Origin of the sequence: Mesorhizobium sp. LCM 4576 (assembly GCF_001854815.1) — a bacterium.
GTDB lineage: Bacteria > Pseudomonadota > Alphaproteobacteria > Rhizobiales > Rhizobiaceae > Mesorhizobium > Mesorhizobium plurifarium.
The window spans coordinates 1-14,301 of record NZ_MDDT01000037.1 but is presented as its reverse complement, the minus strand read 5'-3'; the positions used below and the strand labels follow the sequence as shown (position 1 = coordinate 14,301).

15 protein-coding genes are annotated in these 14,301 nt (G+C 63.4%); 4 read left to right on the top strand and 11 right to left on the bottom strand.

Going from position 1 to position 14,301, the window contains the following annotated elements; genetic code table 11:
* Nucleotide 1 precedes the first annotated feature (1 nt).
* The 3 genes from pstC to LCM4576_RS21030 all read right to left on the bottom strand — a co-directional run bounded on the left by pstC (nt 2) and on the right by LCM4576_RS21030 (nt 6,065).
* Nucleotides 2-988, bottom strand: a complete 987-nt coding sequence (pstC, locus tag LCM4576_RS21040; protein ID WP_071034375.1) for a phosphate ABC transporter permease subunit PstC — start codon at nt 986-988, stop codon at nt 2-4.
* Between the two features lie 64 nt (nt 989-1,052).
* Nucleotides 1,053-2,111, bottom strand: coding sequence for a phosphate ABC transporter substrate-binding protein PstS (pstS, locus tag LCM4576_RS21035; RefSeq protein WP_071034374.1), 1,059 nt, complete (start codon nt 2,109-2,111; stop codon nt 1,053-1,055).
* A gap of 597 nt (nt 2,112-2,708) precedes the next feature.
* Nucleotides 2,709-6,065, bottom strand: a complete 3,357-nt coding sequence (locus LCM4576_RS21030; protein ID WP_244510855.1) for a response regulator — start codon at nt 6,063-6,065, stop codon at nt 2,709-2,711.
* 196 nt (nt 6,066-6,261) lie between these two features.
* Between LCM4576_RS21030 and LCM4576_RS21025 the strand changes: the two genes are divergently transcribed.
* Complete coding sequence (locus tag LCM4576_RS21025) at nt 6,262-6,609, top strand: hypothetical protein (protein ID WP_071034369.1); 348 nt, start codon at nt 6,262-6,264, stop codon at nt 6,607-6,609.
* Between the two features lie 79 nt (nt 6,610-6,688).
* On the opposite strand, the gene LCM4576_RS21020 is transcribed toward LCM4576_RS21025, so the two are convergent.
* Nucleotides 6,689-7,585: a DUF2865 domain-containing protein gene (locus LCM4576_RS21020; protein WP_244510854.1), complete on the bottom strand. Its 897-nt coding sequence runs from the start codon at nt 7,583-7,585 to the stop codon at nt 6,689-6,691.
* A 327-nt stretch (nt 7,586-7,912) separates the two neighbouring features.
* Between LCM4576_RS21020 and LCM4576_RS21015 the strand changes: the two genes are divergently transcribed.
* Nucleotides 7,913-8,134, top strand: a complete 222-nt coding sequence (locus LCM4576_RS21015; protein WP_071034470.1) for a hypothetical protein — start codon at nt 7,913-7,915, stop codon at nt 8,132-8,134.
* Nucleotides 8,135-8,315: 181 nt separating this feature from the next.
* Here LCM4576_RS21015 and LCM4576_RS21010 read toward each other — a convergent pair whose 3' ends face one another.
* The 5 genes from LCM4576_RS21010 to LCM4576_RS36555 all read right to left on the bottom strand — a co-directional run bounded on the left by LCM4576_RS21010 (nt 8,316) and on the right by LCM4576_RS36555 (nt 11,556).
* Entirely contained in the window at nt 8,316-8,681 is a 366-nt protein-coding gene (locus LCM4576_RS21010) for a hypothetical protein (RefSeq protein ID WP_040985088.1), read from the bottom strand.
* A 261-nt stretch (nt 8,682-8,942) separates the two neighbouring features.
* The gene (locus LCM4576_RS21005) at nt 8,943-9,812 is read right to left on the bottom strand and encodes a glutathione S-transferase family protein (RefSeq protein ID WP_071034365.1); all 870 of its coding nucleotides are present in this window, start codon (nt 9,810-9,812) and stop codon (nt 8,943-8,945) included.
* Between the two features lie 22 nt (nt 9,813-9,834).
* Nucleotides 9,835-10,416, bottom strand: coding sequence for a VOC family protein (locus LCM4576_RS21000; RefSeq protein ID WP_071034363.1), 582 nt, complete (start codon nt 10,414-10,416; stop codon nt 9,835-9,837).
* Between the two features lie 551 nt (nt 10,417-10,967).
* Nucleotides 10,968-11,393 (bottom strand): helix-turn-helix domain-containing protein, encoded by a 426-nt coding sequence (locus LCM4576_RS20990; protein WP_083361451.1) that lies wholly within the window; start codon nt 11,391-11,393, stop codon nt 10,968-10,970.
* A 1-nt stretch (nt 11,394) separates the two neighbouring features.
* On the bottom strand, nt 11,395-11,556 hold the full coding sequence (locus LCM4576_RS36555; RefSeq protein ID WP_198540284.1) for a hypothetical protein: 162 nt from the start codon (nt 11,554-11,556) through the stop codon (nt 11,395-11,397).
* Nucleotides 11,557-11,818: 262 nt separating this feature from the next.
* On the opposite strand from LCM4576_RS36555, the gene LCM4576_RS20985 reads away from it, so the two are divergent.
* Nucleotides 11,819-12,901 carry a sensor histidine kinase gene (locus LCM4576_RS20985; protein ID WP_071034357.1) on the top strand — a complete coding sequence of 361 codons (1,083 nt, stop codon included), beginning with the start codon at nt 11,819-11,821 and terminating at the stop codon, nt 12,899-12,901.
* A 32-nt stretch (nt 12,902-12,933) separates the two neighbouring features.
* Nucleotides 12,934-13,563: a response regulator transcription factor gene (locus LCM4576_RS20980; protein ID WP_244510859.1), complete on the top strand. Its 630-nt coding sequence runs from the start codon at nt 12,934-12,936 to the stop codon at nt 13,561-13,563.
* Between the two features lie 181 nt (nt 13,564-13,744).
* Here the strand turns inward: LCM4576_RS20980 and LCM4576_RS20975 are convergent, their stop codons facing one another.
* Together LCM4576_RS20975 and LCM4576_RS20970 are read right to left on the bottom strand one after the other, a co-directional pair.
* The gene (locus LCM4576_RS20975; RefSeq protein WP_071074878.1) at nt 13,745-13,945 is read right to left on the bottom strand and encodes a hypothetical protein; all 201 of its coding nucleotides are present in this window, start codon (nt 13,943-13,945) and stop codon (nt 13,745-13,747) included.
* Between the two features lie 155 nt (nt 13,946-14,100).
* On the bottom strand, nt 14,101-14,301 hold a 201-nt coding region (locus LCM4576_RS20970; RefSeq protein WP_198540283.1), incomplete at its 5' end, for an MscL family protein.

The window sequence follows — 14,301 nt, the reverse complement described above, 5'->3', positions numbered from 1 at the left end:
GTCAGGCTCCCGTGCGGCTATCGATGCGCAACAGCATGTAGCGTGCGAGCGCGAGGATGACGAAGGTGATGATGAACAGGATCAGGCCGAGCGACACCAGCGAGGATGTATAGAGATCGCCGTCGGCTTCGGTGAATTCGTTGGCGATGGTCGCCGAGATCGTCGTGCCCGGCGCAAACAGCGAGGCGCTGATGCGGTGCGCGTTGCCGATGACGAAGGTGACGGCCATCGTCTCGCCGAGCGCGCGGCCGAGGCCGAGCATGACGCCGCCCATGATGCCGACGCGGGTGTAGGGGATGACGACGCGCCGGGTCACTTCCCAGGTCGTGCAGCCGATGCCGTAGGCCGATTCCTTCAGCACCGCCGGCACCGTGTCGAACACGTCCTTGGTGATCGAGGTGATGAAGGGCAGCACCATGATGGCGAGGATCAGCGACGAGGTCAGCAGGCCGATGCCATAGGGCGGACCGGCAAACAGGCTGGAGAGGCCCGGTATGCCGTGGAAGAGACCGATGATGAAGGGCTGCACCGTCGTCTGCAGGAACGGCGCGAAGACGAACAGGCCCCAGATGCCGTAGATGATCGAGGGAATGCCGGCGAGCAACTCGACCGCGATGCCGATCGGGCGGCGGAGCGGGCGCGGGCAAAGCTCGGTCAGGAAGACGGYGATGCCGATGCCGATCGKCACGGCGATGAGTATGGCGATGGCCGAGGTGACGATGGTGCCGTAGATGGGCGCGAGCGCGCCGAAATTCTCGGTGACCGGGTTCCAGGATTCGGTGGTCAGGAAGGAGAAGCCGAATTTCGACAGCGCCTGCCACGAGCCGGCGACCAGCGAGATCGCGACGCCGCCGAGGAGAACCAGCACGAGGATGGCGGAAAGACGCGTGGCCGTCCGGAAGAACATGTCGGTGACGGCGAAGCGGCGCACCGTCGCTTCCCTGGTCCGCATGGCGGATGATGTCGCAGCTTCGGAAACGGCTGTCATTGAGCCCCTCGCATTTCGAAAGAGACAGGAGGGCGCCGGAAGCGCCCTCCCTTGTTCGTCAGAATTACATGCCGGAATAGAGCGGCTTGCCGTTCGCGTCGACGATGTCCTTGCCCCACATTTCCTCGACGCTCTTCACGACGGCGTCGGGCATCGGAACATAGTCCAGGCTGGCGGCCAGCTCGTCGCCCTTGGCGTAGGACCAGGCGAAGAACTTGAGCGCTTCGGTCGTGGCCGCCGCGTCGTCGGGCTTCTTGTAGACGAGGATCCAAGTGGCCGAGGTCATCGGCCAGGTTTCGGCGCCGGCCTGGTTGGCCAGGATGACGCCGTAACCCGGCTGCGAGTTCCAGTCGGCGTTGGCCGCGGCGRCCGAGAAGGCGGCGGCCGTCGGCTCCACCTTCTTGCCGTCCTTGTTGATCAGGTCGGTATAGGTGAGCTTGTTCTGCTTGGCATAGGCGTATTCGACATAGCCGATCGCGCCGCCGGTCTGCGAGACGTTGTTGGCGACGCCTTCATTGCCCTTGGCGCCGATGCCCACCGGCCATTCGAGCGCGGTGTTGACACCGACCTTCGACTTCCAGTCGGCGCTGACGTCGGCCAGGTAGTAGCTGAAGTYGAACGTGGTGCCCGAGCCGTCCGAACGGTGGACGACGGCGATCGCMTGGTCGGGCAGCTTGACGTCGGGGTTGAGCTTCTTGATCGCTTCGTCGTTCCAGTTGGTGATCTTGCCGGCGAAGATGTCGGCCAGCGTCGGACCGTCGAGCACCAGTTCGCCCGGCTTGACGCCTTCGAGGTTGACGACCGGAACGATGCCGCCCATCACCATCGGGAACTGCGCGAGCCCGGTGGAGTCGAGATCCTCGCCCTTCAGCGGCGCGTCGGAAGCGCCGAAGGTCACGGTCTTGGCCTTGATCTGCTTGATGCCGCCRCCGGAGCCGATCGACTGATAGTTGAGACCGATGCCGGTCTCCTTCTTGTAGGCGTCGGCCCACTTCGCATAGATCGGATAGGGGAAGGTGGCGCCGGCGCCGGAGATGTCGGCAGCCATCGCGGCGGCCATGCTAAGGGTTGATGCCGCAGCCATTGCAATCGCAACGGCCGCCGAGCGGATGAAATGTCTCATGTGGCCTGCTCCTGTTCGGAAGATGGTCTTTCGGCACCCGTTCTATCGGCGCCCGGTGAGCRCAATAGCCCTCGATTATTACAGTCGCATGACAGTTTCGTGTCAGCCCGGTAACGCCTGAAAAGGGGGTGCCTGGAGAGGCCCGCGGCGGCCCCGAAGGACCGGCCGGAGTTTGCCGCGGAAATCAGCAACTTGTCTGGCTTTTGAAGCAAAATTTATCCCGGCGGCCATGACCATGGCCGCCGGGAAATAAAATCCGGACGAGAGYGCGTTGCCTGAATGCCAGAGCGGATCATGGCCTGGCCATCGCCGAAAACAGGTCCGTTGGGGTAGAGTCGACGCTGTTCCTTGTTGGCGGTCGCTGCTCCCGCCCGTAACCGAAGAGCGGAATCAACAGCCACATTGTCCGAGCTTGGTTTTTGCTTTGGTATGGTGCGATCGCACCATACGCATGCGTCAGTCTCTTGCCGCAGTCCTGCCCGCCAAATTCGTTCTAAAGCGCGTCGCAATCTTTCAGATTCGCTCCATGCGCTTTAGGTTTTTGATTTTGCGCATGTCTTTATCCCGAAACCGGTTCCCACTTTCGGGAGACATGCTTTAACCGGCGTTGCGCCGGGTCTCGACGTCCGAGCCCAGCCAGCGATCGAGCTTTTCGAGCAGCGCCCGCGGACTGATCGGCTTTGGCAGATAATCGTCCATCCCGGCCTCCAGGCAGCGTTCACGGTCGCCCTTCAGCGCATGCGCGGTGACGCCGACGATCGRCACATGCGTGCCCATATCCTCCTCGAGCCGGCGGATGGCGCCCGTCGCCTCCAGTCCGTTCATTTCCGGCATCGACACATCCATCAGGATCATGCGCGGATTGAGCCTGCCGAAGGCGTCGAGCGCCTTGCGGCCGTTGCCGACGATCTCGAAGCGGTAACCGGTCTCGCCGAGGATCTGGGTGAACACCAGCTGGTTCACCTCATTGTCCTCGGCGACGAGGATGTCGAGCCCGCGCTCCGCGTCGGTTGGGCGTGGACGCGCCCGCACCGGCGGCGGCTGCAGCATGGCGCGCTCCGACGCCGCCGCCTGCGCCGGCGCGGCTTGCGGAAGGCTGTTGCCAACGGCGGGTTGCGCCGCGGCGCTGCTGTGGCGATGGCGCTGGATGGTCGCGACCAGCGTCTCCAGGAGGATGGAGGAGCGCGCCGGCTTGATGAGCTGCGCATCGATGCCGAGGTCGCGATAGGCCGTGTTGGCCAGCGACTGGTCGACGGAGGTCAGCATGATGATGGGCGTATGCGCCAGGCCCGCCGTGTTGCGCACGATGCGGGCCATCTCGGCGCCGGTCATGCCGGGCATCTGGTAGTCGAGCACCACGCAGTCGACCGGCACGCCATAGGCGGCGGCGGCAATCAGCACCCTCAACCCCTCGGCGCCRCTTTCGGCCGCGCAGGAATCGAACGTCCACGATGCCATCTGCTCGCTCAGGATCGAGYGGTTGACGGCGTTGTCGTCGACGATGAGAACGCGCGCGCCCGTGACGTCGACCGGCATGATGCGCTGTCCGCCCTGCTCGGCCCGGGGCAGCGTGACCGTGAACCAGAAGGTCGAGCCCTTGCCCTCGGCGCTGTCGACGCCGATCTCACCGCCCATCATCTCGACCAGCCGCGAGGTGATGGCAAGGCCAAGCCCGGTGCCTTCGTGCCGCCTGGTCGAGGAGGTGTCGACCTGGCTGAATTTTTCGAACACCAGCTTCAGCTTCTCTTCCGGAATGCCGATGCCGGTATCGGTGACCGATATGGTGAGCCTTGTTCCCGCCGGAACCCGCTCACCGGTGACATCGACCAGGACATGGCCTTCGTCGGTGAATTTCACGGCGTTGCCGAGCAGGTTGGTGACGATCTGCCTGACGCGGCCGACATCGCCGACGAACTGGCCGTCGAGCCCCGGCTGGATGCGGACGATGAGCTCCAGGTCCTTCTCCTTGGCGCGCGTCGACACCAGCGTCGCCACATCCTCGATCGCCTCGGCGAGGTTGAAGGGCGCCGGGTCGAGCACCAGCTGGCCGGCGTCGATCTTGGAGAAGTCGAGGATGTCGTTGATGATGGTGAGCAGCGCGTTGCCGGATTTGACGATGATGTCGGTGAACGTCTTCTGCTTCGGATCGAGGTCCGACTTTGCCAAAAGCTCTGCCATTCCAAGGACCCCGTTCATCGGCGTGCGGATCTCGTGGCTCATATTGGCGAGAAATTCCGACTTGGCCCGGTCGGCGAGCACGGCGCGCCGCTGTGCTTCGCTGAGCTCGGCCTCGCGCTGCTTGAGCTCGGTGATGTCGGTGGTGGAGCCGATGAGATAGAGCGAGCCGTCCGAGGCGATCATCGCGCCCTTGCGCGCGAACTGGTGCCTGACGCTGCCGTCCGGCATCGTCACCGTTTCCTCGATCTCCTGCGTTTCGCCGGTGCGCAGCACGGCAAGGTCGCCGGCGACGAAAGCTTCGCCGTCCGCGCCGAAGATCTCGACGTCGGTCTTACCGATCGCTTCTTCCCGGCTGAAGCCGGTGAGGTCGCACCAGCCCTTGTTGACGTAGAATTGCCTGAGGTCCGAGCGTTTGGCGTAGATCGACACCGGCACATTGTCGATGAGGCTGCGGAACACCTCGTTCTCGCTCATGCTTTGCTTGAGCGCCTGTTCGCGCGCCTTGACGTCGGTGATGTCGGTGCTGGAGCCGACCAGATGCACCGAGCCGTCGGTCGCCACCAGCCGGCTCTTGCGCGTCATCAGCTGCCGCACCGTRCCGTCGCGATGGGTGACGGCCTCCTCGACCTCGCGCCCCGCGCCGGTCGCCACGACTTCGGTGTCGTCGCTGCTGAAGCCGTCCGCCTCTTCCGTCGCGAAAAGCTCACGATCCGTCTTTCCGAACACCTCGTCCTTGGCGAGGCCGGTCAGCGCGCACCAGGCCTTGTTGACGAATTCTATGCTGAGATCGTCGGCCTTGATGAAGGCGGCGACCGGCAGTTCGTCCATGACGTGCCGGTAGAGATCGATCTGGCGCATGGAGTCGCGCAGGGCCTTCTCGCGCGCCTTGATGTCGGTGATATCGACGCGCACGCCGATGAACGTGCCGTCGTCGGTGCGCATGTCATAGACCTGGTACCAGCGCCCATCCGGATTGAGGCGCTCATAGGAAGAGTTCGGCAAACGGTACCGCTCGAGCATGGCGTCCAGCCAGCGCTCGGTGTCGACGCCATACAGACCGTCGATTTCGGCGTCGCCGCTCGAGCGGAAATAGCCGACCGAATGGCCGAGAGCCAATGCCTCTCGAAAAGTGCGGCCCGGCTGCCAAGCCGGCTTCAGCGCCGGCAGCGTGTCCTGCAGCTTGCGGTTGGCGAAGACGAAGCGATCGTCGCGATCGTAGATGATGACGCCAGYCGGCAGCGACTCCAGCACGGCAGCGAGGTTCCTGCGCGCGTCCTCGGCCTCGGTCTCGCGCTGTTTCATGTCGGTGATGTCGACATAGGAAATCAGCCGCTTGCCGCCGGGAAGGGGCGCCAGCGAGGCGATCAGCGTGCGGCCGTCCTTGCGCGGCAACTGCCTCGACCCCGCGGCRCCAGCCCGGATTTCGGCCTCCCGCTCAGCCACATGGCTTTGCCAGGCATGTTCCTCGCCGCCGAACGGATCGGCCTCACGGCTGGCTTCCATGAGGTCGCGAAAGCGACTGCCGGCCGGAGCGCGTCGCGGATCGATCTTCCAGAAGTCGTAGAATGCCCGGTTGACCACCTCCGCCCGCAATTCGGCATCGAGAACGATGACGCCGATTGGCATCGAATCGACCATCAGGTTCAGATCGGCAAGCGCCGCCGCAGTCCCGGCCATATCGTGGATATCACCGGGAAGGGCCCCGTTGCCGCGCATATCCGCCTTATCGAAACCCCGCGCGCTGTCCGCCCCGACAGTTCCGTCCGTATCCGCCATTGCCACCCCCAAGGCCGAACCGTGCCGGTCCGTCGGCGGAATGTGCCCGACAAGCATTAACGATCCGCTAACCATAATGATTGCAACCACGGCCGCCCGATGCCGTTGAAATAATTTCCGTCATGGCGCCGGCTGCGGTAATCCGCCCGTTGGCGAACAAGGCAAYGACGCATATAAGGTGCCTGAGGTGTTGCTAATGTTCGGTCGAATCACGGCTTTCATCCTGTGCCCGGCGCTGCTTGCAGCGGGTGGCTGCGCGCGCAGCGACGACGGCACGGTGATCGTTCCGAGCCGGATGGATGTCAGGCGTGTCTGGGACAGGGCGCCGCCGGGAACGACCGCGTCGCRGCAGATCGCGTCGGACGTGTTTCCCCTGCCGCCGAGCCTGCCGCAGAGCCCCGCTGTGCGGCGCCATTCCAGGTCCGCTCCGGCGAGGCCCTCCTACAACCGGGATCTGCCCGATCAGTCTGCCGACGGGCAGAACCCCCTGACCTGCAGGAATGTCGGCGAAAACGGGAAGCGCTACCGCGTCGTCTGCGAGTAGCTTTGCCTCAATCCGCCGGTCGATGCCCGCTCGGCGGCTTGCCTCGATACGGATACCTCACGACCGGGGGACGGCGGGATCAATTCGCTGGGAAGAAAGCCGGCCCGACTATGCGCACCGGCTTTGCATCTGACGGAGCAACCGCCTCGGACCGTGCGATCGAGCTGGCGGCATTCGCTTCCGCGCCCCGAGCGCTGCTCGACGGAATATCCGAGACCGTGCCCAGATCGGGCCTTGATGTCGGCAAGGGAATGACGGCGTTTTCCATGTTACCCGGCGTCACCGTGCGCGCCCTGAGCTCGGCCACGCGCTCGGAGTAGCGCTTGAGGTCGCAGGCCTTGAATTCGACGGCGTCGCGATAGCGGAAGGCGGTTGGCAGCTCGGTATAGGGCTTGCGCGTGTCGACCGCCACCATCTGGTCGGTCTCGAGGCTCGGATCGTTCAGCGTATAGAGATCGACGCCCGCATCGTCGCAGATGTAGCGGCATTGATCGACCGTATCCTTGAGGTCCCTGGCCCGCGCGAATTGCGAGTTCGGCGCCGGGAAGAAATAGCCGTCGGAGAGGCGGACGCAAAACAGCAGCGCGTTCCCGCCGGACGCCGGGGCGGAAGCCTCYGTGTCGGACGCCTGCTGGGGCRCCTGCTGCCGCTTGGGCGCCGCCTGACAACCGAGGGCGGCGTATCTCGCCTGCAACGCGGAGGAGTCGCGGCCGGAATTGCYGATGCTGGCGATCCGGCGCTGCACCTCGGTCCGGCTCCGCACGAGATCCCCGCAGGCATTGAAGAAGCCCCCGACGGCGCTGCTGGCGGTGCATCGGCGCTGCCTCTCCAGCCCTTGGATCGCGGCAAGCTGGCGCCGCAGTTGCGCAAGCTCGGGGCTCRCCGAGTCACGACCGCTGGACAGTATCTGCCTTCTCAGCGTCGAGCAAGAATCGGCATAAGAAACCTGCGTCATCGCCAAGATCGCCGTGACCATCAGGAATGATATCTTAAGGAACCGCAACCTCGTCATCGGGCGCCACCCTTGTTCGAAAAACGAGTTCGACTTGATCGATGTCGGCTAATTGAGAAAATACTCATGTATATAAAGGTYAGGCTGAGCCTCTGTTATATGGAATAATTGTTATTCTCGATTTTGTGAAGCAAATATTACGGTTTAATCTCAAGATTGAGACAGTAGCCGAAAAACCATCTTCGACCCGGCTGCGACGGCGGCACGATCACGGATCGCTGATGAAACCTTTGACCGGCGATGGACGTTGTTGGCGTTGATGTAACCCGTGCAGCGCAGAGGAGACTGAAGATGTCCGTTCACTTCACCGTCTCTGGCCTGACCAGGAACCTGATCCATTCGCTTGGACTGGATTATGAGCAGGCGCCGAGACCCCTTACCCCTGAACAAAACCTTCTGCTGGATTGCTATCTGGCCGGGCAGATCCCGGACTCCGCCTGGAGCGACTATGTCTTCGAGATGCCTGAACTGGAAAGGCACGCCGAGGTCAGGCGCGCACGCGGTTTAGCCTGAAAGCACTCCCGGAAAAGTGYGAGCATGTCTCCCAAAAGTGGGAACCGGCTTCGGGACAAAGACATGCGTAGAATCAAGAACCTAAAGCGCATGGAGCGAATCTGAAAAATCGCGACGCGCTTTAGGCTCGGCGCCTTCACCGTCACGTTCGGTCCGGAATTGCGTCAGGTCAGCCTGCCGCTTACTTCTTCGGCGAGTTGAACTGCAGCGTGAAGACGTTTCCGGCAATGCCTTGCGCCAGCGAGGGCGAGAAGCTGAGCGGCAGACAGTCCTGCATGGCCTTGGTCGCCGCGTCGACATAGGCCTTGCGCGCCTTGTCGTCACCGCCGACATGGATGGCGGTTGTCTTCGGCGGCCCGATCAGCGAGCCGTCGCGCTTGAAGCTRAAGCTGAGCGTGACCGAGGAGTTGTCGGTATTGGCCGGCGGTGTCCAGCAGGCGAGCAGGGCGGCGCCGACCTCGTTCATGCTGTTGAGCGATGCGGCGGCCGATGGAAAGGGCACAACCGACAACGCCCCCGCTATCACCAGAAATCTTGCCGTGTTCATCGCAGGTCCTCGTCGCCGCCGCTCCGCCCCCCTGACAGCATCGTACGATCCATGACGAGGATGACAATAGGATTTCAGCCCGCCTGTCGGCAGCGCAATCATACTGTCGTGATTTCCGCGCGATGGCCATGAAAAGCAAAAGGCCGGCACGCAGCCGACCTTTCCCTTGCCTCGTCATGGCGCCAGTACATCCGTGGTCGCGGCGAGGACTGGACCCAGTAGACAGGTCTTGGGTAAACGAAACCTTAACGCGAGGGCCGGCTAAGCCCTGGCCTGCGATCTCACATGCGCGATGTAGCCGCGCACGTCGCCGGCCGGCTCCGAATAGGCCTTGCCGAGCTTCTTCTCCAGCGCCGCCATGTATTCCTTCGCCCAGCCGGGCAGCGCGTAGTCGATGACAGCCAGGAATTCGAGCGTTGCCGCCAGCCTTATATCGGCGATCGACGGGTTGTTGCCGCCGATGAACGGTTTGCCGTCGCGAAAGAAGGAGTGAAACACCTCGAGCGGCTCGGCGATGGCGGCCATCGCCGCCTTCTGCGCTTCCGATTTCTTGTCGGGATGGGCGTCGCTGTGGCCGACCTCGCCGGCATATTGCGGAAAGCCGAGCGCCGGATAAGTCGCGCGCGCCACATAAGGATAAAGTGTGCCGACCAGGTAGAACATGGCGCTGTCGATCATCGCCCGCTTTGCCGGCGCCTTCGGATAGAACTTATCCAGCCCATGCTTGTTGGCGAGATACTGCATGATGGCGCAGCTTTCCCACAGCACGCCGCGCGGCAGGCCCTTGTCCTCGATCATCGGCGTCAGATGCGCCGGATTGCGCGCCAGGAACTCCGGCGAACGCGTATGGCCCCAGGCGTCGGTCTCCGCCGGATCGAGCCCGGCCGCCCGCGCGAACACCCGCACCGTCATGTTGTTGACGCTCGGCCTCAGCATGCTGAGCTTTATGCCGGGCTTCCTGGCCGGCTTCGCTTTGGCCTTGGGCGCGGTTTTTGCCGTCGCTTTAGGCGCGGTTTTTGCCGTCGCTTTGGGTGCTGCCTTTGCAGTCACCCTGGCGGTGGTTTTCGCAGCCGCTTTCGGCGCCGCCTTGGCTGCGGGTTTCCTTACGCTCTTCGTTGCAGCTTTTGCCATGTCGGTCCTCCCTCTGACCTTGTTAATAAGGATTTTTCGGCGCCCTGCTTTCGGACAATGTTTCACGCGACCGCTCGACCAGCGCCTGGATGGCGTCGGCCAGATGCAGCTCGGCGATGTTGTAGTCGCCGCGCGCCACACGGACCTTGTGCGCCTCCATCAGCACGTCGGCATGGGTGAARCCGGCCGGCGGTTCGAAGCGGTAGGAAGCAAGCTCGATCAACAATCCCAGCGGATCCTCGAAATAGATCGAGTCCATGAAGCCGCGGTCCTTGACGCCGCTGTGCTTGATGCCGCGCTCGTCGAGCCGCGCGACCGCCTGCAGGAAGGTGACCCGCGACACCGAGAACGCGATGTGGTGGACGCAGCCGATATCGGTCGGCGTCCGCCGTTTGACGGGGGTGCGGCTCTCGTCGGTGAAGACGGTGATCAGCCGCCCGTCGCCCGGATCGAAATAGAGATGGCTTTCGCTCGCCTTGTCGAGATTGGGCTGTTCGAAGATGAAAGGCATGCCGAGCACGCCCTCCCAGAAGTCGATCGAGGTCTGGYGTCCGGCGCCGACCAGCGTGATGTGATGAACGCCTTGCGACTGCAGCTTCCGCATTGGYTCCTCCCGCCTGCGCTTGTTCCCGGTGCCTGGCCGCGCAACGATCAGCCCTAGGCACGCGACCGCCGCCCGGTTCTCGTTGCGCTCCGTATTCCGCATCCTGTCGGATCGCGGCCGGAGCGTCGATGAGGGGATGCTAATTCAATCCGGGACGTTGCGCCAGARGCACCGGTCTTTCACTGCGCCTGGGAGTCGCCGTCATCCGCGATGATGCGGATCGGTCGCTGCCGTCCGCTTTGGGTCCGGTTGAGGATCGCGGCCAGGCATTCTCTCGACTCATGGCCCCAGCTCTGCCCTTTGCAGGCGGAGGCGATCCCCGGTCCGGGCGCGATGCGCTGCTCCTTGCCGGCGGTGTTGACGGCAAGYGAACCCGGATCACGCGCGGCTGACGAAGTAACGCTTGCCACCGAAGCGATGGCGATGGCTATCAGGCAGCAGCCRCACCCGACCAGCGCGGCCARCCGCCMGGAGAACCTCTTCGGCGGCTGTGGGGAACGTCTGTCTGTCGCGTTCATCTTACTCAAGCACCATCGCGGGCGTCCTACCCCTCAGGTCAGGATCCAGGCCACGGTCCTGCCCGTATCGGTCGGGACACCGCCGATTCCGGCGGACAGATGAGGCGAAATGGCACCCATCGGCACATCCAGAATATGCGCGATCGCCCTGAGGGTTTTGGTGGAGGCAGTCTTCCCAGAGCGCTCTATCTGCGACAGCATGCTCGGGGTTATCCCGGCTTGAGCGGCGAGCTGCCGCCYGCTCAGGCCGCGCAGGATCCTGACGGCGCGGACCGGGTTCTCGCCGGCGGCAATCTTGTCGAGGATGCGCTTGGGCAAAGGACTGTTGGGGGCAGGTTCRTCAAGGTCGGCCACACCGGCCATCGCGGTCCGCTTGAGCATGCGGAACTGCGATTCCGGCAACACCACCATGYGCTCTTTGGCGCCTGGATGCTTGATGWACTGGACATTTAGCTTCATGTCAGCCGGCCTTTGGGTTGGCTTGCGGCACGGTTCGAGACGTGGCCTGAATCACTGGAACGTAAGGAGCATGACGATCAGCAATGAGATCGACAGGACCGTGGTTACGGACAGAACCGCCAATATCTGAAAGCTGATCGGCAACTGCCGAAACCGTTTCCACGTCCACCGTTCCTTTTCCCAGTGCTGAAATCGCGGCAACCACTGCTCCCTTGGTCCGAGCCCGCTGYGCCGACGAACCGGGCAACGATCAACCACGTCGACAGGTTGCCGATATCGACGAACTGCTATCTAGCGCCTTCAGACTGSGAAGTGACATCTGCCGAAAGTCAGGGATGATATGACGAAAGTCATATTCGTTTGCGGCCGGTTCGGGCTTACGTCAAAGTGGACTGCCGCGCCCTCGGCTGTTTTTGCGAGAACAAATGATCGATATCGGCACAGAATTACTGCCGGCCGCGCAAGCGGAAGTCATCGGGCTTGCTGTTTTGCGGGCTGACAGGACAGTCCAGCAAAAGGTGGGGCGCCTGGTCGAGTGGCTCCCTGCCCTTGGCGCGGACTGCTGCCTGTGCACGCTGCTGGTCGGAATGGAGGCGGAAATGGCGGCCTTGTCCGAGGGACGCCGCGATGTGATCGCCTTGTCGGGTGTGCGGGCCGAGCTGCCGKGGCTGGACCGCCCCGTCACGGCAGTCATCCTATGGAACGGCGATCAATCGCACTACGTCGTGATCGCGATGCCCGACTTCACGGCGCGCCAGGCCGAGATCATGTTCGAAAGCGAGCGGCGCGCCCGGCGCTTGATGGAACAACAGCTCGAAGCCGCCAACTCCGAGGTGCGCTTCGCTTCGCTCGCCCGCACGCGGCTGCGCCTGGCGCGCGACCTGCATGACACGCTCGTGCATTCGATCATCRCATTGCTGACCCAGATCCGGCTGACGCGGCATTTTCTGGCGAMCGATCCTGCTCGCGTCTCGGACGGGCTCGCGATTGCCGAGGAGGCCGCGATAAMCGGCTTGGCGCGGGCGCGCGACGCCATCGCCAGGCTCAGGATGCCCGACGACCTCGAGCCGGGTTCGGATGTCGAAGAGATGCTGTCGGACTTCGCGCGGCAGACCGGCATCGAGGTCTCCACGCGGATCGACGATGGAGCCCGTGCCGGTTTGCAGGATCACGCGACGACGATCAGGCGCATCGTCGGCGAGGCGTTGCGCAACGTCGAGGCGCACGCGAAGGCGCGGCAGGTCCGGTTCGACGCGGCCGTGGAGGAAACGGAAGCTGGCCGAAGCCTTGTTGTCGATATCCGCGACGACGGAAGCGGCTTTGACGGGACCATCTCCAAACAGGGGCATTTCGGGTTGATTGGAATGGCCGAATTTGCCGAGCTCGCGGGGGGACGATGCGCGGTGGAAAGCGCACCGGGAGCGGGTACGCTGGTCCGGACCTCCCTGCCCCTGACAGTATCGGCGACGAACGAACGACCCAGCGGCGGCGAGCGTATCGCCAGATGACCGATCCGCACTCCAAACCCGAAAGGATACGCGTGTTGATCGCCGAGGATCAGACATTGATCCGGGAAGGCCTTGCCACGCTGCTTGCGCAGCAAAACGACGATTTCGAAATCGTCGGCGCCGCCGCCGATGGCGAGCAGGCGATCGAGTTCGCGCGCCGCTACCGTCCGGACGTCGTCCTGATGGAWCTGCAAATGCCGCGCGCCGACGGCGTCACGGCGACCCAGCGCATCCTGCGCGAATTTCCAGGCACCGGCATCGTGGTCCTGACCACGTTCGAGACCAACGAGCTGATTTTCGAGGCCRTGAGCGCCGGAGCCAAGGCATATCTGTTGAAGGACTCCAGGATCGACGAGATCGCGKCGACGATCCGGACCGTGGCGAACGGCCAATCCGCGCTTTCACCCGCTGTTGCCGCGAAAATTCTCCAGGAATTCAAGYGGTTGCGCCCGCGGCACGCCCCGGCGAGCGTGTCGATCCGCAACGACCTCACCGCGCGTGAGAACGAAATCCTGAAACTGATCGTCGAAGGCAAGAGCAATGGCGAGATCGGCGCGCAGCTGCATCTGGCCGAGGGTACGATAAAGAATTACGTCAGCACGATCCTGGAGAAGTGCGGCGCCAAGAACAGGACCGAGCTGGCCATAAAAACGATAGGCTGAACGATCTTGCGGGCTAACGCGCGTTCCCGGGGGCCTGTCCGGCATGGCGACGGCAGGGCGACCGAGCGCTCAGAAAGGCCCGCGGCTCGGGGTTTTGGGGGAAGCCACGGGCAGTCTGGTTGCCTGAGCTCCTGCTCTTGGCGGCAGGTCTGGGAATATGGCCGCCGATGCCTCTCGACGGCTAGCTCTTTACCGGATTGCGAGCTTCGATTTCACGAAGCGCCAATATGGTCAGAACCATTTCGGCGCTGCCGATCGACGGGCGAGGCGCAAGCAGGCCCACGAGCGCGTTGAGCTGCTCGGTATCCATTTCGGCCAGATGGCCTTTCACGGTCAGCATGGTCTCGTCGAGCGCCGTCAGCAATTCCGCAACGATCTTCATTGTCCGAAGCTTTGCCACATGGTTCGCGACCTTGTTGAAGGCGGAATACTGTGCCGGAGGATTTCCGCTGGTCGGTCGCGAAGGCTTGCGGACCAAAATGAGGATAGGCGATGCGATACGGCCCGTCCTGCGCCCGGCCGCATCGAACGATCCCGTTATTTTCTCGCGAGCAGGTCGCGGATCTCGGTCAGGAGCTGCACGTCGGCCGGCGGCGGGGCCGCGGCAGCGGCAGGCTTCTCGCGCTCCAGCCGCTTGCGCAGATTGTTCACCGCCTTGACCATCAGAAAGATGATGAAGGCAAGGATCAGGAAATTCAGCACGACCGTGATGAATGAACCATAGGCGAAGACCGCGCC

Excerpts from the sequence above, each read along its gene's own strand:
- LCM4576_RS21015 (WP_071034470.1), top strand. The coding sequence starts at position 7,913 with ATGTCCGTTCACTTCACCGTCTCTGGCCTGACCAGGAACCTGATCCAT.
- LCM4576_RS21005 (WP_071034365.1), bottom strand. The coding sequence starts at position 9,812 with ATGGCAAAAGCTGCAACGAAGAGCGTAAGGAAACCCGCAGCCAAGGCG.
- LCM4576_RS20975 (WP_071074878.1), bottom strand. The coding sequence starts at position 13,945 with ATGAAGATCGTTGCGGAATTGCTGACGGCGCTCGACGAGACCATGCTG.